This is a genomic window from Niabella soli DSM 19437 (assembly GCF_000243115.2).
Lineage (GTDB): Bacteria > Bacteroidota > Bacteroidia > Chitinophagales > Chitinophagaceae > Niabella > Niabella soli.
This window is the reverse complement of sequence record NZ_CP007035.1, coordinates 85,765-109,167: the sequence shown is the minus strand read 5'-3', so window position 1 is coordinate 109,167 and position 23,403 is coordinate 85,765. Positions and strand designations below refer to the sequence as shown.

23 protein-coding genes are annotated in these 23,403 nt (G+C 43.6%); 13 read left to right on the top strand and 10 right to left on the bottom strand.

Going from position 1 to position 23,403, the window contains the following annotated elements; all coding sequences use genetic code 11:
• Positions 1–8: 8 nt before the first annotated feature.
• From NIASO_RS00460 to NIASO_RS00440, 5 genes are all read right to left on the bottom strand, one after another.
• Positions 9–1,019, bottom strand: a complete 1,011-nt coding sequence (locus NIASO_RS00460) for a LacI family DNA-binding transcriptional regulator (protein WP_025298566.1) — start codon at positions 1,017–1,019, stop codon at positions 9–11.
• Between the two features lie 74 nt (positions 1,020–1,093).
• The gene (locus NIASO_RS00455; protein ID WP_008582263.1) at positions 1,094–1,711 is read right to left on the bottom strand and encodes an HAD family hydrolase; all 618 of its coding nucleotides are present in this window, start codon (positions 1,709–1,711) and stop codon (positions 1,094–1,096) included.
• Between the two features lie 253 nt (positions 1,712–1,964).
• Positions 1,965–3,038, bottom strand: a complete 1,074-nt coding sequence (locus tag NIASO_RS00450) for a class I fructose-bisphosphate aldolase (protein WP_008582265.1) — start codon at positions 3,036–3,038, stop codon at positions 1,965–1,967.
• A gap of 185 nt (positions 3,039–3,223) precedes the next feature.
• The gene (trxA, locus tag NIASO_RS00445; protein WP_008582267.1) at positions 3,224–3,544 is read right to left on the bottom strand and encodes a thioredoxin; all 321 of its coding nucleotides are present in this window, start codon (positions 3,542–3,544) and stop codon (positions 3,224–3,226) included.
• A gap of 205 nt (positions 3,545–3,749) precedes the next feature.
• Complete coding sequence (locus tag NIASO_RS00440) at positions 3,750–4,997, bottom strand: nucleoside permease (RefSeq protein WP_025298565.1); 1,248 nt, start codon at positions 4,995–4,997, stop codon at positions 3,750–3,752.
• A gap of 380 nt (positions 4,998–5,377) precedes the next feature.
• Between NIASO_RS00440 and mqnE the strand changes: the two genes are divergently transcribed.
• The 7 genes from mqnE (at position 5,378) to NIASO_RS20110 (ending at position 11,001) form a co-directional block, all read left to right on the top strand.
• Positions 5,378–6,526 carry an aminofutalosine synthase MqnE gene (gene mqnE, locus NIASO_RS00435; protein ID WP_008582272.1) on the top strand — a complete coding sequence of 383 codons (1,149 nt, stop codon included), beginning with the start codon at positions 5,378–5,380 and terminating at the stop codon, positions 6,524–6,526.
• Between the two features lie 114 nt (positions 6,527–6,640).
• Positions 6,641–7,075, top strand: a complete 435-nt coding sequence (locus NIASO_RS00430; RefSeq protein ID WP_008582273.1) for a CBS domain-containing protein — start codon at positions 6,641–6,643, stop codon at positions 7,073–7,075.
• Between the two features lie 483 nt (positions 7,076–7,558).
• Entirely contained in the window at positions 7,559–7,921 is a 363-nt protein-coding gene (locus NIASO_RS00425; RefSeq protein ID WP_008582277.1) for a hypothetical protein, read from the top strand.
• Positions 7,922–7,931: 10 nt separating this feature from the next.
• A complete protein-coding gene (locus tag NIASO_RS00420; RefSeq protein ID WP_025298563.1) occupies positions 7,932–9,116 on the top strand; it encodes a hypothetical protein in 1,185 nt (394 codons plus the stop codon).
• A 3-nt stretch (positions 9,117–9,119) separates the two neighbouring features.
• Positions 9,120–9,944 (top strand): lipase family protein, encoded by an 825-nt coding sequence (locus NIASO_RS00415; protein WP_008582280.1) that lies wholly within the window; start codon positions 9,120–9,122, stop codon positions 9,942–9,944.
• 83 nt (positions 9,945–10,027) lie between these two features.
• Complete coding sequence (locus NIASO_RS00410; RefSeq protein WP_008582281.1) at positions 10,028–10,822, top strand: SLATT domain-containing protein; 795 nt, start codon at positions 10,028–10,030, stop codon at positions 10,820–10,822.
• Between the two features lie 14 nt (positions 10,823–10,836).
• Positions 10,837–11,001, top strand: a complete 165-nt coding sequence (locus tag NIASO_RS20110; RefSeq protein ID WP_008582283.1) for a hypothetical protein — start codon at positions 10,837–10,839, stop codon at positions 10,999–11,001.
• A 650-nt stretch (positions 11,002–11,651) separates the two neighbouring features.
• On the opposite strand, the gene NIASO_RS00400 is transcribed toward NIASO_RS20110, so the two are convergent.
• The 3 genes from NIASO_RS00400 to NIASO_RS00390 form a co-directional block, all read right to left on the bottom strand.
• Positions 11,652–12,326 (bottom strand): alpha/beta fold hydrolase, encoded by a 675-nt coding sequence (locus tag NIASO_RS00400; protein ID WP_008582286.1) that lies wholly within the window; start codon positions 12,324–12,326, stop codon positions 11,652–11,654.
• Positions 12,327–12,401: 75 nt separating this feature from the next.
• Complete coding sequence (locus tag NIASO_RS00395; protein WP_008582288.1) at positions 12,402–13,724, bottom strand: aspartate kinase; 1,323 nt, start codon at positions 13,722–13,724, stop codon at positions 12,402–12,404.
• Between the two features lie 231 nt (positions 13,725–13,955).
• Positions 13,956–15,035 carry an Ldh family oxidoreductase gene (locus tag NIASO_RS00390; RefSeq protein WP_008582289.1) on the bottom strand — a complete coding sequence of 360 codons (1,080 nt, stop codon included), beginning with the start codon at positions 15,033–15,035 and terminating at the stop codon, positions 13,956–13,958.
• A gap of 103 nt (positions 15,036–15,138) precedes the next feature.
• Between NIASO_RS00390 and NIASO_RS00385 the strand changes: the two genes are divergently transcribed.
• From NIASO_RS00385 to NIASO_RS00375, 3 genes are all read left to right on the top strand, one after another.
• Positions 15,139–16,470: an amidohydrolase gene (locus tag NIASO_RS00385; protein ID WP_008582290.1), complete on the top strand. Its 1,332-nt coding sequence runs from the start codon at positions 15,139–15,141 to the stop codon at positions 16,468–16,470.
• A gap of 13 nt (positions 16,471–16,483) precedes the next feature.
• Entirely contained in the window at positions 16,484–17,161 is a 678-nt protein-coding gene (locus NIASO_RS00380) for an ankyrin repeat domain-containing protein (RefSeq protein WP_008582291.1), read from the top strand.
• A gap of 166 nt (positions 17,162–17,327) precedes the next feature.
• Positions 17,328–18,575 carry an amidohydrolase gene (locus tag NIASO_RS00375; RefSeq protein WP_008582292.1) on the top strand — a complete coding sequence of 416 codons (1,248 nt, stop codon included), beginning with the start codon at positions 17,328–17,330 and terminating at the stop codon, positions 18,573–18,575.
• Positions 18,576–19,165: 590 nt separating this feature from the next.
• On the opposite strand, the gene NIASO_RS00370 is transcribed toward NIASO_RS00375, so the two are convergent.
• A complete protein-coding gene (locus NIASO_RS00370; RefSeq protein WP_008582294.1) occupies positions 19,166–20,044 on the bottom strand; it encodes a hypothetical protein in 879 nt (292 codons plus the stop codon).
• 96 nt (positions 20,045–20,140) lie between these two features.
• Positions 20,141–20,557 (bottom strand): single-stranded DNA-binding protein, encoded by a 417-nt coding sequence (locus tag NIASO_RS00365; protein ID WP_008582295.1) that lies wholly within the window; start codon positions 20,555–20,557, stop codon positions 20,141–20,143.
• 82 nt (positions 20,558–20,639) lie between these two features.
• Between NIASO_RS00365 and mnmA the strand changes: the two genes are divergently transcribed.
• The 3 genes from mnmA (at position 20,640) to NIASO_RS00350 (ending at position 23,370) form a co-directional block, all read left to right on the top strand.
• Complete coding sequence (gene mnmA / locus NIASO_RS00360) at positions 20,640–21,887, top strand: tRNA 2-thiouridine(34) synthase MnmA (RefSeq protein ID WP_008582297.1); 1,248 nt, start codon at positions 20,640–20,642, stop codon at positions 21,885–21,887.
• A gap of 327 nt (positions 21,888–22,214) precedes the next feature.
• Positions 22,215–22,661 (top strand): DoxX family protein, encoded by a 447-nt coding sequence (locus NIASO_RS00355; protein ID WP_008582299.1) that lies wholly within the window; start codon positions 22,215–22,217, stop codon positions 22,659–22,661.
• Between the two features lie 46 nt (positions 22,662–22,707).
• Positions 22,708–23,370: a Rossmann-fold NAD(P)-binding domain-containing protein gene (locus tag NIASO_RS00350; RefSeq protein ID WP_008582302.1), complete on the top strand. Its 663-nt coding sequence runs from the start codon at positions 22,708–22,710 to the stop codon at positions 23,368–23,370.
• The last annotated feature ends 33 nt before the right edge of the window (positions 23,371–23,403 follow it).

Genomic DNA, 23,403 nt, shown 5'->3' with positions numbered 1-23,403 from the left:
GGCTTTTTTTATACAGATTCCCGGATAATTAATTCCGGAGGGATCAAAACACCTTTTTGTTTTCTCTTCGTGCCCGGGCTATTGATCTGGTCCAGCAATAAGCCTACGGCCTGCGACGCTATTTCCTGTACCGGCTGGCTGATCACGGAAATAGAGGGTGAAGAAAAACGAAACAGATCAGTATCGTCAAAACTCATAACAGCTACTCCATCCGGTATAACAATTTCTTGTTCTTTCAATGCCTTAATACCAAACATTCCTAAATAATTCGTAGCAAAAAGAATCGCATCGATATCTTTCTGCTTTTCCAAAAACTTTTCAATATGCGGCGCATAGCCGGTTCGGTCCTGACAATAGGGTATCTTCAGCATTAATTTTTTTTGAAAAAGACCGTGCGCTTTCATGGTGTCAACAAAGGCCCGCTCCCGCTCCTGTATTTGAACCTGATCCATATCCAGGTTTACAAACGCAATCTTTTTTTTCTTTTTATTAATCAGGTATTGTGTTCCTTCGCGAATACCAGCGTAATTATCAACCAATACAAAGGAGATCTCCTCATCCGGAAAATACCGGTCAATTAACACGATGGGTTTCCGGTTTTTTCGCAAAGCCAGCACCCCGGCTTTCATTCCCGTTGACGGTGTTATTAAAAAACCATCCACCTGTTTGGCCAACAACTGTATCAGGTCATTTCCTTTCGTATCATTATTTTCCGTGCTGCCGTACACTACGCGGTAGCCCGCCTTTGCGGCCGCCAGCTCTACCGATTTTGCCAGCGAGGCAAAAAAGGAATTGGCGATATCCTCTACGATCAGTCCTATAACATGCGTCTTTCCGGTACGCAAACTGGCGGCAGCACGATTGGGCGTATAGCCTGTTTTTTTTATTACCGCCTGCACATGCTTTACCATTTCCTTGCTGAGCCGCATTTCCTCATGCCGGCCGTTAATAACAAAAGATACGGTTGATGGCGCAACCCCGGCAATCCTCGCTATATCTTTAATAGATAAATGCTTCACTGACAAACTTAAATGTATTTGCTAAAATAACGAGTCCGGATGATATTATAATGAAGGCCTGCTATTTTTCACAATCACTTTGCTTTTAAACCGTATTCCGCCAGCCTGGCTTTGGTTTCGGCATAGCTCCGGTGCACAATCCCTTTAATACCCAATCCTTCCGCCACCTGAACAAATAATGGCCGGTCATCGATATAAAGAATCTTTTCTATCGGCACCTGGGCCATATCCAGTGCCACTTTAAAAATATCAACATCCGGTTTGCGGAAATGTACAAAGCTCGATGAAACAAAAAAATCGATAAAGCTGGTAAGTTTAAAGGTGTTGATGCGGTACTGATTTAACTCCCGGCCTTCATTACTGACCACCACCATTTTCAACCGATAGGCTTCCTTAAGCTCTTTCATCAGTTGGAGCATATCATCAAAAGGCTGCGAATAGCGATACATAAAGGCTTTGAAAACTTCTCTTGAGAATTTCCGCGGCTCATAGAAAACAATGCGATCCAGATATTCATCCAGCAACAGTTTGCCGGATTCATAGGTATCAAAGGTAAGGTGATGCCGGTCTTCCAGCTCCGCTGCATTCAGCCCAAATTTTTCAACGGCCTGCGTGCGGGCCTGCCGGTCCCAGCCGTTGGTCAATAATACCCCACCGATATCTGTAAAGAGTGCTGTTATTTTTTGAGACATGTTGTTATTTTGTTACGGGTTACAGGTTTCAGGTTACTAGTTACAGGATTCTCGATACTGGATACTGGGTTCGAGCAATTTATTTTTTTAGACTGGGCGACAGTGCTTCTATCAGGCATCCTTGCGTCGCACACTTCATCATCTAGTCCATATCCCGGCTTAACAAGAAAGCCTAACCTATTCATTATTGATCACTGACTATTGACCATATTTCCACATTCTCACATTCCCAAATTTTCAAATTAATTCACTTTCACGCTACCGCAATTTTCTTCTCTAAATAAACATCCTGTATCGCGTGCAGCAATTCAATCCCTTCTTTCATCGGTTTCTGAAAGGCCTTTCTGCCAGAGATCATGCCCATACCGCCGGCACGCTTGTTGATAACAGCGGTACGAACCGCTTCCATCAGGTCTTTCTTCCCTTCTGAGGCGCCGCCGGAATTGATCAGGCCCGCACGCCCCATATAGCTATTAATTACCTGGTAGCGGCAAAGATCGATCGGATGGTCTGTTGCCAACTGCGTGTACATGCGTTTATCAAATTTTCCGTAAGTGATACCATCGGCATTTAAAGCCAGGTAACCGCCATTATTTTCCGGCAGTTTTTGTTTCACAATATCTGCCTGGATAGTAACCCCCAAATGAATGGCCTGACCCGTAAGGTCTGCCGACACATGATAGTCTTTTCCATCTTTTTTAAAGGCGCTGTTCCGCAGGTAACACCATAAAACCGTTACCATGCCCAACTCATGTGCCCGGTCAAAGGCCCGCGCGATTTCTGTGATCTGCCGGGTGCTTTCTTCAGAGCCAAAATAAACAGTGGCCCCAACGGCCGCGGCGCCCATATTCCAGGCATCATCCACTTTGCCGAACAATACCTGGTCAAACTTATTGGGATAGGTCAGCAGTTCGTTATGATTGATCTTTACCAGGAACGGGATCTTATGGGCATATTTACGCGCGACAGCGCCTAGCAGACCAAAAGTGCTGGCCACCGCATTGCAACCGCCTTCTATCGCCAGTTTGATAATATTTTCCGGGTCAAAATATTCCGGGTTGGCTGCAAAAGAAGCGCCGGCGCTGTGTTCGATCCCCTGGTCAACGGGAAGGATCGACAAATACCCCGTACCCGCCAGCCGGCCGGTATTGAAGAATTGCTGCAGGTTCCGGAGCGTTTGCACGCCCCTGTTGGAAGGCAGCAATATCTGATCAACAAAATCCGGGTTGGGTACATGCAGCTTATCGCTGGAGATGGTTTTACAGGTATGGGTAAAAAGCGATTCGTTTTCTTTGCCCAATAGCTTTACTATCTGACTGTAGTTCATAACGCTCTTTTTTGTTACCCAAATGTAAGTTGAAAAGATCAGAGTTATCAGTATTCAGTTATTAGATTTCAGTCATCAGTATACAGACTATAAATCTGATGTCTGAAGACTGATAACTGAAATCTGAATACTAAAAAGCCCCGCTCCGGATACCGGGACGAGGCTTTATAGAAGGAGGTCGTTTATTAGTTGGAGTGCGCTTCGATCTTTTTAACAAAGTTTCCTTTGGGTTGTGCACCTACCAGTTTGTCTACCACCTGGCCGCCTTTAATGAAAAGGATGGCGGGGATAGAAGTAATACCGTAATTCATAGAAACCTGGGGGTTTACATCCACATTCACTTTACCAATATTCACTTTACCCTCGTATTCTTTTGATAATTCTTCGATTACGGGCCCGATAGCGCGACAAGGACCGCACCATTCTGCCCAAAAATCCACCACAGTTAATTTATCAGAGTCTAATACCTCTGCCTGGAAATTGGAATCATTAAATTCTTTTGCCATTTTAAATATTTTAATTGTTATTAGTTCCGGAAACGAACTGCAAATTTAGCACCCAGATAGATAACAGGCAATATTGACAAAAAGTTGTGAAAAAAATGTCAATACAGCAGGGCCGGATACCCGGATGGCAGTTTCAGGTTACAGGTTCCTGGTCTCAGGTCTCACATTTGACGTCTATCGTCTGACACCCGAACGCTAACACACGTTAATGAGCCGGAAGATTTTGAGTTTTATACGGAACATGTTTGTATCGGAATATCAGCATAAACAGTATTCCGATTATTAAAGCATACGCTGCAAAAATGAACCAGATAGTTTTCCAATCTGTATTAGCTCCTTGTGTATAATGCTGCACCAGCCAACCACTACCAAAACTTCCGATCATTGCCCCAATTCCATTGGTCATCATCATAAACAATCCCTGGGCACTGCCCCGGATGGTAGCAGGGGCCTCTCTCTCGATAAAAAGCGAACCTGAAATATTGAAAAAATCGAAGGCCATGCCGTATACGATCATAGAGAGTACCAAAAAAATCAGCCCTCCACCCGGATCGCCAATACCAAAAAGCCCAAATCTTAAAAACCAGGCAAACATACTCATCAGCATCACTGTTTTTATACCATATCTTCTCAGGAAGAATGGTATAGTAACGATAAACGCCGTTTCGGATATCTGGGAAATAGATATCAGGATGTTTGGATATTTAACGCCCATTGTATTTGCGAAAACGGGATCGAACTTAAAATGATCAACAAATGGTACCCCCCATTGATTGGTAATTTGCAAAGCAGCGCCAAGAAACATAGAAAATATAAAAAAGATCGCCATTCTGGGAATCTTAAATAATTTCAGCGCTTCAATTCCGAAAGCTTCAGCCAGGGTTCGGCCGTCCTTGTTATCGGGCTTACAGGGTGGCAGTGTAAAACAATAGAGGCCAGTAATTAGCGCGCTCACGGCGGCAAAGGAAAGTTGAGTGCCCGTTAATGTCCAATGAAATAAATCAGTAAGCCACATCGCAGCAATAAAGCCTACTGTACCCCACACCCGGATGGGGGGGAAATATTTTTGAGGTTCCAGCCCGTTATTTTTTAAAATATGATAGGAAACGGTATTATTTAAAGATATTGTAGGCATATACGTCATGCATACGAACAACATGGCCCAAAACATTTTGGATGGAGTTGTTACTGTAGAGGCATAATATAGCGCTATTGCGCCAACGATATGGGTTATTCCCAGCAAGCGCTCTGCGTTCACCCAGCGATCGCTGATGATTCCAAGCAAGGGCGGCATAAATATAGAAGCGATCCCAAGTGTTAAAAAAACGGTTCCAATTTCCTCCCCTTTGAAATGGAGTGTTGCATACATATACCCCCCTATTGAAGTCAGGTAAGCGCCCCAAATAAAAAACTGAAGGAAATTGATAATAATCAATCTGAATTTCAAACTCATTGGCAATAGTGTTTTTGATCGATAAAATTATGAGATTCTGTTATACTTATAACAAAACACCTTTTTTTATTAGAAAAATCGTTTTTTACCGGCTTAATGCCCAACGCGGAACACTTAATGCTCAACGCAGGAGGCTTTGCTAATAATGTTTAGCATCTGATACCAGATTCCCAGATTTACACAGATTTAAAACATTCTGTGGCAATCCGCGTAAGCTGTGAACCATTATATTTTAAAAGATCCTTTTAATGAAACTTAGTGGTGAACAGCAAAAGATAAACGTCAAACGTCAAACCTGAGACCTGTAACCTGTAACCGGAATCCAGCGTTGAGCATTGGGCGTTCAGCATTATAGCATACCTTTGCCAAAATTTTAGTTTATGGTAACAGTGCTGAGTGAAGATGTACTTCCAAAAGATACCGCTCTTAAAAATATAGCAACAAAAGTTTATAACGGCGAACGAATCACTGACGAAGAATGTCTTATTCTTTTCGAAAAAGGGAGCCTTGGTTTCGTGGGCAGTCTGGCCAATTATGTACGCGAAAAATTACATGGCGATACCACTTATTTCAACCGGAATTTTCACATCGAGCCCACCAATGCCTGCGTGTATACCTGTAATTTCTGCAGTTACAGCCGGCTATACGCCCATCGGGATGAAGCCTGGGAACTGAGCCTGGAGCAGATGATGGACATTGTAAAAAAGTACGATAATGAACCGGTAACAGAAGTGCATATCGTGGGCGGCGTACATCCCAAAATGAACCTGGAGTTTTTTGCCGAATTGCTGCGCAAAATAAAAGCCCATCGCCCCGGGCTGCACATCAAAGGATTTACGGCGGTGGAGCTGGATTATATGTTCCGCAAGGCGAAGAAAACCGTTGAAGAAGGGATGCAATACCTTAAGGAAGCCGGACTGGAAAGTCTGCCCGGCGGGGGTGCGGAGATCTTTGCTTCCGGGGTGCGCCAGCAGATCTGTGCGGATAAAGTGGATGCCGACGGTTGGTTAAAAATACATGAGACAGCCCATCAACTGGGGATGCACACCAATGCTACTATGTTGTACGGACATATAGAAAGTTTTGCCGACCGGGTGGATCATATGAGCCGGCTGCGGGCCCTGCAGGATAAAACCGGCGGCTTTAATACTTTTATTCCGCTGAAATTCCGCAATGGCGATAATGACATGAGCCATGTCCCGGAATCTACCTTAATTGAGGATATGCGCCTGTATGCCATTGCCCGTATTTATATGGATAATTTCCCTCACCTTAAAGCCTACTGGCCGATGCTGGGGCGGCAGAATGCCCAGTTATCGCTTTCCTTTGGTGTAAACGACCTGGACGGAACGATCGACGATACCACGAAGATCTATTCCATGGCCGGCGCCGAGGAGCAAACCCCCTCCATGACCACGCAGGACCTGGTGGTACTGATCAAACAGGCCAAACGCAAACCGGTCGAGAGGGGAACTTTGTATAACGTAATCAAGGATTATAGCACTGCAGAACTGGAAGCAGTGGAATAGTTCATGGTTCATAGGCGGCTATGAACTATGATCCATGACCTATGATCTATAAATAAAAAATTAATCGCTTTTCTTCTATTTTTTCAATATATTGCTGATATAAACCTTGCTATCATGTCTAAAGTATCAAATATTTTGGGAAGAAAAGGGCACGATGCCATCAGCATCCCCCCTGCCACAACCGTTTACCGGGCGCTGGAGTTGATGGCTGAAAAGAACATTGGTTCGCTTGTTGTAAAAGAAGGAGAAAATTTCCTGGGGATCATGACGGAGCGTGATTATTCCCGGAAAGTGATCCTGAAAGGCAAGCATTCCTCCGATACCACCGTTGAAGAAATCATGTCTACCGATCTGCCAAAGGTCACTCCCGAAGATTCCGTAGAACGCTGTATGGAGCTCATGAGCGATAAGAATATCCGGTATCTGCCGGTTTTTATTGATCAGCAACTGGCGGGCATTATCTCCATCAGCGATGTGGTAAAAGAAACCATCCTGCAGCAGAAAGAAACGATTAATCATTTACAGGATTATATACATAGCGGCGGGTAATACGCCGGAACATATCATTAATCATCGCTCCGCGAAGCTTGCAGCTTCGCGGTTTTTATTTTGGCGGCTGGGGCGATTGCTGCCCTGCCCCATTAATTTTTATATTCCGGGTGACTCCGATTTTATCCGGCCAGGTCTCCTGACCTGCGCGCCTTTCGGCGAAAGAGGAGTTAAACCTACCCCAAAAACAAACTCCATAGTAGGGCTTCGAGCGCAGCCGCATCACCTGATTTAGCGACCCAACATATATAAAAATAAATAATAAATTATTTTTTTATATATAAAAAAGGTATAATTTTAGTATAGCAACCGGTGCTTAGAGATGACCAAATTTAACCGAACGACTGGAATTAAGAAGCAAGCCCAATTTTAACAGCTATAAAGGACAAGTAGACTTTAAATTAACGCTTAAGAGAGGCGGAAGGGTAAGACACTATCGAAGCTATTACAGACCACCAGATACAACAAACTCAAAATAAACTTATGACAGACTGGTCCTCCAATAACAGAGCTTGTACAACGTTGTGGTCCACGTTTTATTCCATGCAGCAGTTGTCGACCAATTTTGACGATAGCGGTGATTTGGCAATGAACACGTTGACATATTTTAATACACTCGGTAGTCCCGATCTCAGGAAACAGCAGGCAATGATTATTGCCGACCAGCTAGACCATATTTTCAGAATTGGGCGTGGAGCCAAATATGAAGCTAATGTTGACAGAACAAAAGCGATGAACAGTATGGTCAAAATCCTTATTGATGAAAAAAAGCTACTAAAAGATCTTGCCCAAACGATTGATGACTCCTATAAATTTTGGGGCGAATCAACTTTGCTAAACCAGTGATACCAGAATAATGAAAAGTTACATTTTATCGTTTTTAGTTATCATATCAGCAGTTCTTTCTGCCAACAGCCAGGAGGCAATGTCGAATCAGCAAATCAATAGGTTGGTCATGACCCTGAAAGCCGCAAATAAAAAAGAAGATGAAATAAAAACCATATTAAATGGCATTATAAAAGACCCCGATCTTTACAATACTTTGTGGCAAGACTTTCTCAAACAGAGTTATACAAATAAAAATAAAAAATTCCAATTTCTGGACGATCTGAATATTGCCTTCAAAACATTCCAATCAAAAGACAGTACAACCACATCTTTAGGGTTCTCATACGATTTCAATTTTGATTACGCCAAGTTTATCGAAAAAGATAAAAGCAGAATCTCACATACGCTCGGACTTTCGGCAAAGGGTAATGTTGCCTTTAATAAGAGAGCGAATCCTAATAATCTCTTAGAAACAAAAGTGTTTTATAATTATGCCGCTTTTATTGGCGGCGTTATTAAACAACACGATACTTCTGTCTTTTCTGAACTTAATGATATTGAAACCAAATTGGTAAAGATAAAAGATATGAAAAGCAAGGAAGCCATTGCGCTATGGGACGAATTTGGAGACAAGCTGAAATTGAGTAACCAATACTACTATGGTATTGGCCCAAAATTTGCTTTCGAGGCCACTCAAGACTTTTCAAAAACCCAATTTACTCCTGGCATTACAATTGACCTGGGAGCCAAAGCCTGGAACAAAAAAAACATTTTATCAAAGCTCAACATACTGGATTACCCTTTTGCACTAATAAGGTTAATAACGGGCACCGACAAATCGTTTACTGTCTATGGCGCTACAATACCAACTGTTCAATTAACACTTGATTATGTGATTCCTTCTAACGACAGTACACGAAGAAAACTTATCGGCAACTTGAACCCTTTTCCAAGATTCAAATTTGAAACAAGTTTCAGAACCTTTATTTCAAGAATACGCAAGGAAAATATATTCTTTAATGCAGATTATCGTTTTTATCAGGAGCTGGCTGCTCCTGCAGCAATTAAAAATTCCAACTTTAGTTCGGCCAATTATTTTGTTATGGCATTGCAATCCACATCAGGAATGTTTGTAAGTTATGCTTCAGGCAAACTTCCATTCGACGCCAGGAACGACCAGGTTTATTCCATTGGGTTTAGTTACAAATTCTGAATTATGACCAGATCAAAATTTGTTATTGTCTTAACCGGAAGTCATCAGGAGAGACTAAAAGCCAATATTGCGGCAAAGCAATTTGTAGACTATGCTATTTTTTCTTCCAATATCTATCCAGAGAACAAAACCAGCAGTTCTTTTATACCCGTAAAAACAGATTGGGAAAAAATTGATGAGGCATTCCTTCCGAAAATCCCACTTCCAATTTTAAAAACTCAGAAAATGATTTGTGGGCTGGTATATGAAGTATGGCACCGGAAAACAGAAAACAAAATCGAAATCGTAATCTCATTTAAAGGCACGACGCCAAATGTTTTTAATGATTGGATCTGCAATTTAAGATGGTTTACTCTAAATCCTGTTTTGCGGGGAGTTTTCCACTACTTTTTTTGGGACTACTATCATCAAGTTCAAATGCTGATCCCACAATTAATTTCAACTGTTAAAAATATTTTTCCAAATAAATCTGTTGAATTTATTTCTACCGGGCATTCCCTGGGCGGAGGCCTGGCACAACAAGCTGCATATGCAACAAATGATATAAAAAAAGTCTTCGCATTCAATCCATCCCCGGTCACCGGGTATAAGGACATTAAAAAGAATTTCAGGAAAATAAATGAAATTGGCATCGAAATATGCAGAATATACCAGGCGGGTGAGGTTCTGTTTTTTTTCAGGAAGGTTGCAAAATATTTTTATCCATTAACAACGGTTGATCCGGAGATTAAGGAATACAAATTTTCATTTTTTAAAGGCGATTCAATAGAAAGGCATGCGATGAGAAAGCTTGCAATTAATTTAATTAACGCATCTAAAACTTTTTAACCATGCCACTTGTGCATATGTTTAATCCGTTTAGCATTTTCTCGTCGAACAAACCCCATCATTAACAATTCAAACAACACACAATGGCTTACGACTGGACCAAACCAACTGAAACTCTTGAAACAATTAAGAATAATATTTTGACTTCTATGAAAACAGAAGAAGAATGGTATGCGCGATTTAGAAAGTATCATTCTATTTATTCTAGAACGATTCGGGTTTTATCAATTATCCTTTTTGCTTTTGGAATACTGTGGCCTATTCTAAGTGCAGACCAGGTACTAAAGAACAAACCTATTCCAAACTATGGTTATATAAGCTTAGCCATTGGGGGACTTTTGTTGTTACTCGACAAATATTTAGGTATTTCCTCAGGTTATGTTAGATTTTACATTGCTGAATTGGATATTAAAAAGAATACTCAAGACTTCATTGAGAACTGGGATATAGAAACTGCAAAGGCAAATAATCCTCTAACTCAAGAAAATATTTTAGCATTATTAAATTTGGTAAAAACCTTTCGGCAAGCTGTTTACACGACAATTCAAGTAGAAACAGGTTCATGGGCAACAGAATTTCAGACACAAACCAGTGAGCTTTATGAGTTGTTTAAACAAAAGCAAGATGAATATAAAAACCCTGCTAATATTTCAGTTAACGTAGAAAATTACACTGACTACTCTAATATAGAAATTGGAATAGACAATGAAGTTCCAATTGCTTTGAAAGGAACTACATCAATAGTTTTTAGAAACGTTGCTATCCAACCCCATACAATTCAAGTTCGAGCAACTAAGGCAGACAAAATAATTAGCTTTTCAAAAAATGTTGATGTAACAGGCGATAAAACCGCCGAAGTAATTCTAACTCTACCTTAAAAAATCACGACCCAATGGATAACTCTACTGCAAAATCAATAGGTATATTTCTTCAGCTAATAGGGGCTGTTACTATATTGTGGGGTATTATTGCAGGCAACCCTGCAGGTGCAATCGGCGTTTTGGTAGCACTTATAGGCAGAGTACTTGCAGAAAAATGGGACGATTGGTTTAATTAAAACGACGAACGCACAACAGGGATATTGCTGCAATTTAGGCTGGACGTTGTAAGCGTCAGCATCTGTAAAAAATTCAGCTTCAGTTCGGGCTTGATGCTATAAATTTGGCTAAAAAAAACAGCAGCAATTCAGGAATAAGCTGTAAAAACTAAAGCATCATCTTACCGTACAAGGAATATTGTTTTAACTTTTTCTGACAAATGCCTTTGCTTTTTTCAAATCGTTATCATTTTTATCTCAATGCCTTGGAAAACCTTTTCTTCGATTATAAAGCTTGATTATTTTGTAAGCTGTGTATTGTTTCATTTCAGAAACCTGCAAGAATAAAACTACGTTTTTACATATAAGCAGCAGTTTCGGCGCGACGAATTTCAAATGCCCAAACTGCAAGCAATACTTGTCCGTTAGTGCTTTTCATTCTTCAAAATCAAATTCAAAATCCAACAGCTTTTTTGGATGCTCCCTAAGCCTCTAACAAGTTCCTGATAATTTATCCTTCTCTCTTTGCTAAGGGCTATGTATTTAGCCTGCTGCCCTTGTATTTGCTTTTGACCAAATTGATGGAGGCGGCAAATTTTATTGATCTGCGGGAAGTGCTGCATGTTGGGGTCGTGCTTAAGCCGGGCTAAGACCTGTGAGGTTTTGAAACCTCACAGGTATCTTCCATCACTCCCCGTCACTTTATTAATAATCCTGCTTATTTCTTCCGCACGGTTCCAGGCCATCATATGCGTGCCGCCTTCAATCACATAATCGGCTTTAATATACTTTATAGGTAACACCTGATCTTTGCTTCCGTGAATATGAGTGATGGCCGTTGCGGTCCCATTTAGATTCCTCCAGTTAAGGATCTTATCAAAGGACCAGTGGATGTAATTCAGGTTTGCGGTTTTACGATAGACGTTTGCAAACTCCTGTTCTTCGGGCGTGTATGCGCCCAGCCTGCGATTGGCTATCTTATATATCCGGTCGCTTCGTTGTACCACTTTTACAGGAAAGAGTTTGTTCAGCTTCAGCGCACCGGCAACGCGCATATACAACGGCATTTCGCTGCGGGATTTAACGCTGGAGATGAGGATGATCTGTTTTACCTTCCGGAACCGGGCGATCTCCTGCGCTACCATCCCGCCAAAGGAAATACCGATGATGGTTAAAGGCGTATCTGTTACCATCAGATCGGCCATTCGCATCGCATAAGAATGAAAGCTTTCCCCTTTTAAAGGATCCAGCCAATTGATACATTGCAGGATTGCATTGTCAATATGCAGGTTGCTAAAAATCCGTTCATCAACCCCAAAGCCGGGTATGCAATAGATGGTACGCATTTATGGTCTGTTGACAAGTTTACAAGTTGACAGGGGTATTCCCTGTTAACATTTAAACTTATCAATTTTTCAACCTTATTCCAACCCAAACATCCCCTTATTCAGCTGCTTCAGCAGGTGCACTTTTTCATCAGCACTCACCAGCAGGGAAATGTTGTGCGGGCTGCCACCGTAGGAAACCATACGGATGGGCACGCTGCGTATGGAGCCAAAAAGCTTTTTAATGATCTCCTCGGTTTCATTGATATTATATCCTACCACTGAAACGATGGTCTGATCTTTATCCACCGTAACGGTGCCCAGCACTTCCAGTTCTTTTATGATCTGGTCCAGGTGATCTGCATTATCGATGGTTAAGGAAACAGCTACTTCGGAGGTAGTGATCATATCAATAGCTGTCTTATATTTTTCAAATACTTCAAACACTTTTCTCAGGAAGCCGTAGGCCAGTAACATGCGGCTGCTTTTTATGCGCACCGCATAAATATTATCTTTTGCCGCAACGGCTTTTACCCCATGCCCACCCGGTTCCTGGGTAATAAGGGTCCCCTTTGCCTCGGGTTGCATCGTGTTCAGCAATTTCACGGGGATCTTATATTGCTGCGCGGGCCAGATGGATGCCGGATGCAGGATCTTGGCTCCAAAATAAGCCAGCTCCGCGGCCTCTTCAAAGCTTAACTGTTCTACCGGCCGGGTAGTGCCCACCACCCGGGGATCGTTGTTGTGCATGCCATCAATATCCGTCCATATCTCGCACACGGAGGCACTGATAGCCGCTGCGATCAACGATGCAGAATAATCGCTTCCGCCCCTTTTCAGGTTATCCACTTCGCCCCTGGCGTTCCGGCAGATGTATCCCTGGGTTACTAATATCTTTTTCTCTTTATGTTGATCCAGCAACTGTTTCAGCTTGATGCGAATGCTGCCGATCTGGGGTTCATCATTCTCATCGATGCTCATAAATTCCAATGCCGGCAGCAGCGCATAAGATTCACCGATCTCTTCCAGGTAAACGGAAAATATTTTGGTGGAGAGCAATTCCCCCTGCGCAAGGATGTCTTTACTCAATGACTCGCTAAACGATATTTTTAATATGATATTTAGAAATTCGAAATGCTCGTCAACAATAGCCTGTGCTGTCGCCAGAGAAGCCTCTTTTGAGAATAATTCCTTTATGAATTTATTATAATGTTCGGTGAGGTTATTAATAAATTGCTGTGCGCTGTGCCGGTCGCCGCTGGCAATGGCATTGCCGATCTCCACCAGTGCATTGGTGGTTCCGGATAATGCCGAAAGTACTACAATAGCAGGTTCCGTTTCGGTTTGTAAAAGCGATGCAATATGTTTCATCCGTTCTGGTTTACCAACACTGGTACCCCCAAATTTCATTACCTTCATGTCTGTCTTTTATTATTTCTGTTTTTATTTTTCTAATATGCGTTAAAGCATCGTTAGCGAATTTCGTAAAAAAAAGCCAGTAAACAATATTGAAAATTGGCTAATCATTACATTTTACAACATCTGCAATGCTATTGGCCAATGCCACGAATGCACGAATAATACATTTGTGCATTCGTGGCAGCCCTTACGCTCGTTCATCCCTCCTATCTTCAGAGCAATAATCTCTGTTTAAAAAGGCACTCCCATTTTCTCCCCTAGCGCCTTTAAATCATCTGCCACAGCAGGTAGCAGCGGTATTCCACTTGCTCTTCTTTCCACTTCAGCCTCCCTTTCAGGATCTCCGGGAATGAGTACTTTATCCTGTCCCTTGACTGTTGCCGCCTTGCGGAAACCTTCGATCCAATCATCCATATCATGCTTATAAGCCTCCACTGTTCTGAAAGCATCTACCCGCATGGCACCAAAAAAATGCCCGATGCCTTTACCGGGCTGTTTTGCCGGCATGGGCACATAGGCGGGAAACGGCGGCACCCAGGGCGCATAATTGGCCCCGCTTAGCAGCGCAGAGAAAATATCCACCACTGCACCTAGTGCATACCCTTTATGACTTCCATGCTCCCGATCACCGCCCAGCGGTAACAAAGCACCACCCTTCTTTAAAATATTGGCGTCGGTGGCCGGGTGACCTTCACTGTCCTGCACCCAGCCTAACGGCGCCTCCTCGTTTTTTCGTTGCAATATTTCCAGTTTGCCATTGGCGGCAGTTGTAGTTGCCAGGTCAGCAACAAAGGCCGGCTGCTCCCCCGCCGGGGCCGCCACACAAATGGGGTTGGTACCCAACATTTTTGCTGTAGAAAAAGTGGGCGCAACCAGCGGGCTGGCATTGGTCATAGAAATACCGACCATATCATGCTCCAATGCCTTCATGGCATGGGCAGCGGCAATGCCGTAGTGATTACTATTTTGCACGCTGACCCAGCCGGTGCCCACGTTACGGGCTTTTTCAATGGCCAATTGCATAGCGAAAGGCGCCACTACCAGGCCCAGGCCGCTGTCTCCATCCACCACGGCTGTTGATGGGGTTTCATGAATTACTTTTATATCAGGCGTTGCATTAACGCGTTTGGCTTCCCATAAACGCACATAGCCCGAAAGTCGTGCTACGCCGTGCGAGTCCACACCGCGCAGATCAGCCTGCAATAAAACTATTGCCGCCGTTTGAGCATCTGCATCCGGGCAGCCCATTGCTTTAAATATCTGTACCGTAAAATCGAGTAACTGTTGAAGTGAGTAGTTTGTATCCTGCATCTTGCAAAATAACGATAAAGCAGTGATAAATATTACAAGGAATGGCAGCAATTGCTCATGTAAAGCGCGGCAAAGCAATCTACCTTTGTAGTAACTCTATAATATGAAACAATCTACTACATCCCGTAAAAATTTTCTTAAACACTCCACCTTAGGCCTTGCAGGGCTGGCGTTTATTCCCAGGACAGTAAAGGCAACGGCCGGAGAAAAAACGAATACAACTATGAAGCAGTCCAATCACTATACGCTAAAAAATGTTCGCCTGGAAACAGGTTTTGAATATGAGGGCGATGAGGTTATCGCCACTAAAACGGATCTTTTTTCTGTTGAGATCGAAAACGGGAAAATAAAAAAGGTCAGTCCAAATCAACTCAATGCTAAAGCGATAGATGCTAGAGGCCTACTGATGCTCCCCTCGTTTAAGGATATGCATATCCACCTGGATAAAACCTTTTATGGCAGTAAGTGGCAGGCTACCAGAAGAGGGCCCGGCGGTGTAAAGGGAATGATCGCTCTGAAACAAAAGATCCTGCCGGAACTGCTGAAGACCTCTACTTACAAGGCGGAAAAGATGATCGAGTTGCTCCAATCAAAAGGAAGCGCCTTTGCCCGTAGCCACGTAAATATTGAACCGACATCGAAACTGGAATCACTCACCCACCTGCAAAAGGCGCTGGAAAATAAAAAGAATGTTTTCGGCGCAGAGCTGGTGGCCTTTCCACAACATGGCGTGTTTTATACCGATTCGGTTCCTTATCTAAAAGAAGCGGCTAAAATGGATATCGATTTTATCGGCGGCGTAGACCCTTATTCTATCGACGGTGCTATTGAAAAAACAATGGATTTTACGGTACAACTGGCCCTTGACAATAATAAAGGGATCGATATTCATTTACATGAATCGGGCGACTCTGGGTTGAAAACCGTGGAATACCTGATCAATAAAGTAAATGAGAATCCGGCACTGAAAGGGAAAACCTATATCAGTCACTGTTTTGTATTGGGGCGGTTAGATAAATCAAAACAGGAAGAAATGGCTGAAAAACTCAGCGCTGCTAAAATCGGTATCAATTCTACCATACCCTTTGGAGGCTTGATCATGCCTATTCCCACTTTAATGAAACATGGCGTAAAAGTAATGACCGGAAATGATAGCATTGTAGATCACTGGAGCACCTTTGGCTCCGGCAGTGTTTTACAAAAAGCGAATCTTGCAGCGCAGTTGTATGGCTACTCGTCAGAATTTGGTTTGTCCAGAATGCTGAAACTAGCCACCACAGGCCCTTTGCCTTTAGACGACAAAGGCGTACAGCAATGGCCAAAAGCAGGCGATGATGCAGATATAGCGCTGGTGGATGCAAGCTGCTCCGCCGAAGCAGTTTCCCGGATCTCCCCTGTAAAATCACTAATCTATAAAGGCTCAATCGTTTTTTAAACAGTATTATTTTATGAGAACAACCTTTTTTTTACTGATACTGGTGACAGCAATCATCTCCTGTCATGCAACATTAACAGATACAGATAATAGAGGACAAGTACCAATGGAAAAGAAAGATATTATATCCCTGGTGGAGAAAAACGATCTCCAGGGCGTGGCCGCAGCGCTGGCAAACGGGGCAAACGTAAATACGACAGATAATAGCAAACGCTCTTTATTATTGATCGCCACCAACAACCGCCAGACCGAAATGGCAAAATTGCTGGTAAAACATAAAGCAGATGTCAATCAGCAGGCAGATAACCTGGACAGCCCCTTTCTTTATGCCGGCGCCAGCGGGCAAACAGAACTGGTGCAATTATTCTTAGATAATGGCGCCCGCTTCGATGTGTTTAACCGCTATTATGGTTCAGCACTGATCCCGGCCTGCGAGCGCGGGCACGTAGAAACCGTTCGCTTACTGGCCAATACCAAGGGATACCCCGTTAACCACGTAAACCGCCTGGGGTGGACCGGCCTAATGGAAGCCATTGTTTTGGGCGACGGAAGCAAAAAGTACCAGCAGATCGTTCAGATACTAAAGGATGCCGGCGCGAAAATGGATATACCCGACCACGATGGCATAACGCCTCTGCAACACGCACAACAAAGAGGATTCACTGAAATTGCAGCCCTGCTGCAACCGTAAGAAATATTTTTTTGCCGGCTAAATGATAAGGCGGTAATTTTTAAAAAACTGAAGAATGAACCTTCCCGGATTCCCGCTAACTATTAGTTCCCGGCTTGGGGTCATCTCCGATGCGTTATCTACGGGAAGCTAATCTTAAAATATAATTTTAACAAGCGCTTAGATCATGAAGACAACATATACAGAACCCATAAAAGGCCGTTATACTTTAAAAAACGTGCGACTGGAAACAGCTTTTATCAAAAACGAAAGCGGTGTTACCGGTACAAAAACAGAATTGTTTTGCATCGAAATCAAAGAAGGCAAAATAGTAAAGATCTTCCCGAACGATGCTTCGTTGGCGGATGCCATTGATGCAAAAGGATTGCTGATGCTGCCTGCGTTCAAAGATATGCATGTACATATCGATAAAACCTTGTACGGTTTGCCCTGGCAGGCGCCTTCACCAGCAAGGGAAACCGTTGCGGATATGATCGCCTACGAACAGGAGATCATTCCTGAGTTGCTGAAAACTTCCACCTACCGGGCGGAACAGCTCATCGATCTTTTACAACAGTACGGGACAACTTTTGCAAGAGCACATTTCAATGTAGACACCACATCCGGACTGCGCTCTTTAGAGAACCTGCAAAAGGCATTGGATAATAAAAAAGGCTGCTTTGATGCAGAGTTGGTGGCGTTCCCGCAACACGGATTGTATTACACGGATTCAGCTCCGTTAATGAAAGAAGCTGCACAACTGGAAGCAGTAGCTTTTGTTGGCGGATTAGATCCGTTCAGCATCGATAAAAATATTGAAAAAGCCATTGATTTTACCGTTCAACTGGCAATAGACAATAACAAAGGCATCGATATCCACCTGCACGATTCGGGTAAAGAAGGTCTCCGCACTATTGAATACCTGGCGCAAAAAGCAGTTGAGAACCCGCAACTGCAGGGTCGCACTTATGTCAGTCACGCTTTTGCGCTGGCGCAGTTGCCTTTGAAGGATGCCGAAGCAATTTCGGATAAACTGACAGCAGCCAAAGTGGGTATTGCTTCCGCCATTCCGTTCCCCGGAGCGCTGATGCCCATCCCTACATTAGTAAAACAAGGCGTGGAAGTATTGGTAGGTAATGATAATATACAGGATCATTGGAGCACTTTCGGCACGGGGAATATGTTACAAAAAGCCAACCTCATGGCGCAGCTTTATGGCTGGCGAACCGAATTTGAGCTTTCCCGTACCCTTAGGTTTGCCACAAAAAATATCCTTCCGCTGGATGATAAAGGAGCAATGCAATGGCCCAAGGCAGATGCTGCTGCGGAGTTTGTGCTTGTAGACGCTAGCTGCTCTGCAGAAGCCGTTTCCCGGATGTCTCAAACAGCGGCATTTGCGTATAAGGGAAATTTTTACCGGAAGAACTGGTGGTAAGTTGATCGCAAAGCAGCAAATGGTATTGCGAAAAGTGAAACGATAAATGTGAGCGGTTCATATTTTACTCCCGGCTGCTATCTGCCAATAACAAATGACACTACATACTGAAGAAGAATCATACTATCGTCATGCTGAGCATAGCCGAAGCATCACTGTGCTACCAGACTGCCCGAGAGTTGAGCGCCCCCATCCGTCCGGTGTTCAGCCGGACGGGCTTCCACTCCGCCCCGAAAGTGTTCGCATGCGCGTCAAGCTAAGCACGACATTCAATCTGCTGGAACTGCAACTACACCAGTATTTGAGCCATTTCCGCTCCGTTAGGAGCGCTGTGTTTATAGCAATCGCAATGGTATTTGTTCGGGCTGTTTACGCGGCACCTGACGGAGCCTATGTGCATTGCGTAGATGATCATGAATACTATAAACACGCGGCGCTTACAGCGCCTGAATCGTTTTCCTTATCTTGACGCACATGCGAAAGTGTTCGGGACTGCGGTCAGGGCGACGAAAGAATATTATGCAACCGGTAGGTAGATTTTACAACGTAAATTGAATACTCAGGTCGACATTTCACGTTTAAGCTAAACATTATTCAATTACATCTGCCAGATCTTTCATAAATTGTGCATATTCCAGCGTATAATTAGGTCGTTTTGTATATTGCACTTTGCCAAAGCCCTTTGCTAAAATGTGCATGGCCTCTTCTATATTTTCCTTTGAATAAAAAAAGTTGGTAAAACTATCTGTTCCATCAGGATAATCCTTTAGCCCGATACCACCGTTGTAGTATATGAACGGCATGTTAAGCCGCTTTGTGTCAATATAAGTAGCGGCCGAATAATAAAGTGATCTTATATAAACATAGTCAAACTTAAGCATTGCTTTAAGCCGGTTTACCAGTTCTGTATGCGATTCATTTTTCTGAGGTTGCGGCCGCCACCAGTTTATAGCAGGGTCATACAGCCGCATACCCGCTATCTTGCGGGAGTTGATCCGGGTGAACTGGCAGGAACATACCGCTTTGCCCGCACCGCCATCCGGCGGCCTCAGTTGCATTAGCAGCACCATTGTATCTTTTTCCAGTGCAGCTATAGCAAAAGATCCAACAGGCGCGCCATCTGCGCTAAAATTGATGTTATTTGCAGGCTGGAATTCCCATTGCATTGCCTGGTAGCCGTTTCCGTTAGAACGGTAAGACGTCCAGGCAGAATCAGGAGCGCCCAACTCTATTACATTTAATTCAAGGTCTTCCCGTACGGATGAAAGAACATCCTCCATTTCCAACTCCTGTGCCCGGTTATTGCTTTCAACTACTATTTTCGTGCACATCCATTCACCCACCAGTTTTTTTAATTGCGGATCAGAGGCGCTCTCGACAGCGAATGGCTTTTTATATTTTCTGAAAGATAAAGTGCAGGAGCTTGTGGCAAAACAAACCATTAAAGTAAAGAGGAGATATATTCTCATAAAGCAAACAGTTTTGGCAGGTTATAAATAAAAAAAGACTGTTTCAAAAATCCCTGGTATTGAATTCAGAAACAGTCCTTTTAGTTTTTTCGATCGTCAAAACGGCAAGTCATCAGCAGGCCCCTCATTGCTCATGGGCGTTCCGGCCGTACCTGAAGAAGTGCTGTATCCGCCACTTGAAACTGGTGCTCCGCCTTCACGGCCACCCAACAACTGAACTTCTCTAACCCTTAACGTTAATGAAGCGCCCGCGGTACCATCATTCCTTGTAAAACTGCGCACCTCAGGCTGGCCCTCTGCATAAACCTGTTTGCCCTTGGTAAGATATTGTGAAATAGCCGTACGATCCGTCCACCAGGCACAATCTACCCAGGTGGTTCGTTCCTGGCTGTTCCCCTGGCTGTCCCGGAACTTCTCCGTGTGTGCCACCGTAAAATTAATCACACTTTTGCCGTTCACATTATTCACCACGCAATCCTTTCCCAGGTTCCCGATAATCTGCATTTTTAACATAGTGCTCCGATTTAAGTTTTTTATAAATTGATCAGGCAAGATACATTTTTCGAAAATAATTACCAGAAAATTTTACCAACCGATGATAATTACGCTGTATGTTGATATTCAACATATTACCAGTTATAAAATCGATCAGAGGGAAACGCACAACCCTGCAAGCTCCTACACCGCCTATATTCACAAAATGTTGGTTTATCTTTGCACGCTATTATTTATTATGAGCAAGAAAGGAAAAGTTTTGGTGGCCATGAGCGGCGGTATCGACAGCACGGTGGCTGCATTGATGTTGAATGACGAAGGGTATGAAGTGATCGGCATCACCATGAAAACCTGGGATTACACGGGCAGTGGCGGAGGCAAAAAGGAAACCGGCTGCTGCAATGTAGATAGTTTTAACGATGCCCGGATGGCAGCGGTCCAGCACGGCTTTCCTCATTTTATCCTGGATATACGCGAAGAGTTCGGAGATTTTGTAGTGAATGATTTTGTGGAGGAATACCTGGCGGGACGTACGCCCAACCCCTGTGTACTGTGCAATACTCATATTAAATGGCGCGCTTTATTAAAAAGAGCTGATGCCCTGGGCTGCGATTTTATCGCCACCGGGCATTATGCTAAAGTACGTCAGCACGATAATGGTCGTTTTGTGATCAGCAAGGCGATTGACGCTACAAAAGACCAGAGCTATGTGCTTTGGGGCGTAGACCAGGACCTGCTGGCACGGACGTTGTTGCCGCTGGGGGGCTATCATAAAACCGAGATCCGCCAGATGGCGATGGATTATGGCTACCCCGAGCTGGCTAAAAAAAGCGAAAGCTACGAGATCTGCTTTGTTCCGGACAACGATTACCGTTCTTTTTTAAAGCGCCGGGTTGACGGACTGGAGGAGCGCGTGAACGGAGGCAATTTTGTAGATAAATCGGGAAAGGTCCTGGGCCAACATAAGGGCTATCCTTTTTATACGATCGGGCAGCGCAAAGGGCTGGACATTGCCCTGGGCAAGCCGGCATTTGTTACAGAGATTAACCCGGATACCAATACGGTTGTATTGGGCGATGAAGAAGATCTTGAAAAAAATGAAATGCATGTAACGCGGATCAATTATATCAAATATGACAGCATTACGCCGGGTATGGAAGCAACCACCAAGATCCGTTATAAAGACAGTGGCACCTTGTCCAGCTTGACTCCCGAAGGCAATGACATCAAAGTTTCCTTTTATCAGAATGCCAAAGGCATTGCTCCTGGACAAAGCGCCGTTTTTTACGAAGGCGATGATGTGATCGGCGGTGGGATTATTCGTACCGAATACAAGCTTTCGCTTTAATGGTATCAGAAATTTTCTCTGCCTTCCTGCTGCTCCCTTGGGCAATGTTGTTAAGATAAATTTGCATCGCTCCATCAGGAGCATTGTGTTTGTAGCCTGTTGACGCAAAAGGATCTGGGCTCTGCAGGAGCCTCGTGTTTACACGGCTCCTACAGAGCCGATGCATTAAACGAACAATCAATCTACAAACACAATGCTCCTAACGGAGCCAAATTGAAAAAGAAAGGAGGTTATCCTTCCTTACCTCCGTAACATTACCAACCGGGACAGCGAAATATTCTTACCTTAGTGCTATTAGGTTCGAAAGAAATTGTAATTGATCAACCCATGAAACCCTTTCTGATACTTATTATCACTTTTATTCTTAGCCTGGCGGCATATAAAATTTTTACCGGCGCTGGTAATACTGCAGTGGCAGGTTGTATTGCGATGGCAGTAATGCTGCTGTTTACCGGTATCGCGCATTTTGCAAAGCCAAAAGAAATGGAGCACATGCTGCCTCCGGTTGTGCCGGCACGCATTTTTCTGATCCTGGTGACGGGAATATTTGAAATAGCGGCAGCGATCGGATTAATGATACCACAAACAAGAATGCTGACGGGCTGGTCGCTGATCGTTTTTTTTCTCTTGATCCTGCCGGCGAATATTTATGCAGCCGTCGCGCCAAAAACAAAAACAGATTTTACCGGCCAAGGGCTAAAGTATTTATGGTTCCGTGTTCCCCTGCAATTATTTTTTATTATCTGGGTATATATCTTTGCGGTTGCAAGCTAATGCCGGCTCACCTTTAAAATCGGCCAGGACCGCAAAAAAGAAAGTTATGGGATTAAAAATAATTATTACCGGAACCACAGGAATGGTTGGCGAGGGCGTTTTGCTCGAATGTCTGCAAAACTCCGATGTGGAAACTGTGTTATCCGTTAGCCGGAGACCTGCAGGCAAAACAGATCCCAAGCTCAAAGAATACCTTGTTCCCGATTTTTTGCAGTTACAGCCGGACGATGAACAGCTAAAAGGATATGATGCCTGCTTTTTCTGTGCGGGCATTACCAGCATTGGTAAAAAAGAAGACGAATACCGGGTGATCACCTACGATACAACACTTCATTTTGCAAAAGTGTTATATGGATTGAACCCACAACTGGTATTCATTTATGTAAGCGGCAGCGGCACAGATAGCACTGAAAAGGGGCGACTGATGTGGGCACGCGTAAAAGGGAAAACAGAAAATGATCTGTTGCAATTGGGATTCAGGAACGCTTATATGTTTCGACCCGCTTTTATGAAAGCCATGCCGGGGCAGCAGTTTCTATTATCTGCCTATAAATACTTTAGCTGGCTTTACCCGGTGCTTAAAATAATAACCCCTAACAGCGCCAGCACCCTCCAACAGGTAGGCCGGGCTATGATCAACGCCGCCACCACGGGTTACCGCAAACCCATACTGGAAGGCAAGGATATACTGGAGTTAAGTGAAAAGTAAAAGATTAGAGGTGAGACGTAAAAAATTCTCATT

Excerpts from the sequence above, each read along its gene's own strand:
- NIASO_RS00455 (WP_008582263.1), bottom strand. The coding sequence starts at position 1,711 with ATGTCTCAAAAAATAACAGCACTCTTTACAGATATCGGTGGGGTATTA.
- NIASO_RS00450 (WP_008582265.1), bottom strand. The coding sequence starts at position 3,038 with ATGAACTACAGTCAGATAGTAAAGCTATTGGGCAAAGAAAACGAATCG.
- trxA (WP_008582267.1), bottom strand. The coding sequence starts at position 3,544 with ATGGCAAAAGAATTTAATGATTCCAATTTCCAGGCAGAGGTATTAGAC.
- NIASO_RS00440 (WP_025298565.1), bottom strand. The coding sequence starts at position 4,997 with ATGAGTTTGAAATTCAGATTGATTATTATCAATTTCCTTCAGTTTTTT.
- mqnE (WP_008582272.1), top strand. The coding sequence starts at position 5,378 with ATGGTAACAGTGCTGAGTGAAGATGTACTTCCAAAAGATACCGCTCTT.
- NIASO_RS00430 (WP_008582273.1), top strand. The coding sequence starts at position 6,641 with ATGTCTAAAGTATCAAATATTTTGGGAAGAAAAGGGCACGATGCCATC.
- NIASO_RS00425 (WP_008582277.1), top strand. The coding sequence starts at position 7,559 with ATGACAGACTGGTCCTCCAATAACAGAGCTTGTACAACGTTGTGGTCC.
- NIASO_RS00420 (WP_025298563.1), top strand. The coding sequence starts at position 7,932 with ATGAAAAGTTACATTTTATCGTTTTTAGTTATCATATCAGCAGTTCTT.
- NIASO_RS00415 (WP_008582280.1), top strand. The coding sequence starts at position 9,120 with ATGACCAGATCAAAATTTGTTATTGTCTTAACCGGAAGTCATCAGGAG.
- NIASO_RS00410 (WP_008582281.1), top strand. The coding sequence starts at position 10,028 with ATGGCTTACGACTGGACCAAACCAACTGAAACTCTTGAAACAATTAAG.
- NIASO_RS20110 (WP_008582283.1), top strand. The coding sequence starts at position 10,837 with ATGGATAACTCTACTGCAAAATCAATAGGTATATTTCTTCAGCTAATA.
- NIASO_RS00400 (WP_008582286.1), bottom strand. The coding sequence starts at position 12,326 with ATGCGTACCATCTATTGCATACCCGGCTTTGGGGTTGATGAACGGATT.
- NIASO_RS00395 (WP_008582288.1), bottom strand. The coding sequence starts at position 13,724 with ATGAAGGTAATGAAATTTGGGGGTACCAGTGTTGGTAAACCAGAACGG.
- NIASO_RS00390 (WP_008582289.1), bottom strand. The coding sequence starts at position 15,035 with ATGCAGGATACAAACTACTCACTTCAACAGTTACTCGATTTTACGGTA.
- NIASO_RS00385 (WP_008582290.1), top strand. The coding sequence starts at position 15,139 with ATGAAACAATCTACTACATCCCGTAAAAATTTTCTTAAACACTCCACC.
- NIASO_RS00380 (WP_008582291.1), top strand. The coding sequence starts at position 16,484 with ATGAGAACAACCTTTTTTTTACTGATACTGGTGACAGCAATCATCTCC.
- NIASO_RS00375 (WP_008582292.1), top strand. The coding sequence starts at position 17,328 with ATGAAGACAACATATACAGAACCCATAAAAGGCCGTTATACTTTAAAA.
- NIASO_RS00370 (WP_008582294.1), bottom strand. The coding sequence starts at position 20,044 with ATGAGAATATATCTCCTCTTTACTTTAATGGTTTGTTTTGCCACAAGC.
- NIASO_RS00365 (WP_008582295.1), bottom strand. The coding sequence starts at position 20,557 with ATGTTAAAAATGCAGATTATCGGGAACCTGGGAAAGGATTGCGTGGTG.
- mnmA (WP_008582297.1), top strand. The coding sequence starts at position 20,640 with ATGATAATTACGCTGTATGTTGATATTCAACATATTACCAGTTATAAA.
- NIASO_RS00355 (WP_008582299.1), top strand. The coding sequence starts at position 22,215 with ATGAAACCCTTTCTGATACTTATTATCACTTTTATTCTTAGCCTGGCG.
- NIASO_RS00350 (WP_008582302.1), top strand. The coding sequence starts at position 22,708 with ATGGGATTAAAAATAATTATTACCGGAACCACAGGAATGGTTGGCGAG.